This is a genomic window from Bacillus sp. CH30_1T (genome assembly GCF_008364765.1).
GTDB lineage: Bacteria > Bacillota > Bacilli > Bacillales > Bacillaceae_B > Rossellomorea.
This window is the reverse complement of sequence record NZ_VTUY01000027.1, coordinates 1-1,867: the sequence shown is the minus strand read 5'-3', so window position 1 is coordinate 1,867 and position 1,867 is coordinate 1. Positions and strand designations below refer to the sequence as shown.

Genomic DNA, 1,867 nt, shown 5'->3' with positions numbered 1-1,867 from the left:
ATGAGTTATCCGGTATTAGCCCCGGTTTCCCGGAGTTATCCCAGTCTTACAGGCAGGTTACCCACGTGTTACTCACCCGTCCGCCGCTGATTGATGGGAGCAAGCTCCCATCAATCCGCTCGACTTGCATGTATTAGGCACGCCGCCAGCGTTCGTCCTGAGCCAGGATCAAACTCTCCGATAAAAGTTTGAATAGCTCTTTAAAAATAAATCTAGAATTAACGTTGACGTATTGTCTTGTTTTGTTCAGTTTTCAAGGTTCAATGTGTAAGTGCTTCTCTCGAAGCGACCCTTACTATGTTACACGATCATTCATTTGATGTCAATAACTTTTTTTGAAATAGTTTCGATCAAGTTTATCGTGTTTTTTGTTTGTTGTCCGTTTGCGGCAACAAATAATACTTTACCAGTTAATTTCGCAGAAGTCAACTTCTTTTTAAATGTTTTTTTGCTTTTATATCTACTAAGTTATTAAACACTTAAACTAGTCTAAAAGACATATTAATTAACTTCCCTAACTTCCCTTATAAAAGGCGGAAGAGCAATAATATCACAAACATCTACTTAATTACAATACCTTTTTAATAATTTATAGATGTCTGAGTGTTCAGTTTAGAATACCTACACTATATATACACATAGAAAAGAAGCTTAAACATATCTGCTTGACTATGATTTCAGGTTACCTGAGTATCTCCGCGTTTAGATGAGGTATTCTGAATGGAAATATGACGCTGAGTTCCTGCAGGATGACTAAATATATTGAGAGGTAGGGAGAGTTCCAGACCTGAAGGTGGCCGAAATCAATTGCGACACTCTTAGGCAAAAGCTAATTTTAGATTTATTTTGATATTTATTTTAACTTTCTAATAGATTGATCGTTTATAGTAGAATCGGTGCGTGTTTTTATCATTCAAAATAGAACGATTTAGCCCTATTCAATGTGCGATTCGTAATAATCAGGACTACAATATAGATTGTGGCTCCAATTGTCAGAGCATTATAGGTTCCATAAAAATAATTGCGTCAAAATAGATCGGAATTGCGTCATTTTGTTTAAGAATTGCGTATTTTTCCAAATGCATCCAAAAACATTGTCCGTATTTTAATCGTAATCTGTCTTCATTTCTGATTTTAATTGTACGATCAACCTTCAATAACATTTCTCCAACAAATAACAACGCAAAAAAGCCGCCCTCTCTATCTTATAACCAATTTGTTCTTCGAACCAAGAATCCATTTCCAAGTAAACACAAAAAAGAGTAACTCCAATGAGCTACTCTTTTTCTATTTGCCTGGCGACGTCCTACTCTCACAGGGGGAGATCCCCCAACTACCATCGGCGCTGAAGAGCTTAACTTCCGTGTTCGGCATGGGAACGGGTGTGACCTCTTCGCCATTGTCACCAGACGAATATTCAATTGAAGGGTTGTTCCTTCAAAACTAGATAAAGAATTGATGTCAAGAAAGCCGAATACCGACCAATTATTGTTCATTTAAAAATGACTCTTTGTGGTTAAGTCCTCGATCGATTAGTATCAGTCAACTCCACATGTCGCCATGCTTCCATCTCTGACCTATCTACCTAGTCATCTTCTAGGGATCTTACTCACTTACGTGATGGGAAATCTCATCTCGAGGGGGGCTTCATGCTTAGATGCTTTCAGCACTTATCCCTTCCGCACATAGCTACCCAGCGATGCCTTTGGCAAGACAACTGGTACACCAGCGGTGCGTCCATCCCGGTCCTCTCGTACTAAGGACAGCTCCTCTCAAATTTCCTGCGCCCACGACGGATAGGGACCGAACTGTCTCACGACGTTCTGAACCCAGCTCGCGTACCGCTTTAATGGGCGAACAGCCCAAC

The 1,867-nt window shown here is 39.9% G+C and carries 3 rRNA genes; all 3 read right to left on the bottom strand.

Annotated elements, in window-relative coordinates:
- A 16S ribosomal RNA gene (locus F0342_RS24470) occupies positions 1 to 184 on the bottom strand; the annotation flags it as partial.
- A 1,109-nt stretch (positions 185 to 1,293) separates the two neighbouring features.
- Positions 1,294 to 1,410: ribosomal RNA gene (gene rrf, locus F0342_RS24465) — 5S ribosomal RNA — on the bottom strand.
- A gap of 102 nt (positions 1,411 to 1,512) precedes the next feature.
- Positions 1,513 to 1,867 (bottom strand): 23S ribosomal RNA (locus F0342_RS24460); the annotation flags it as partial.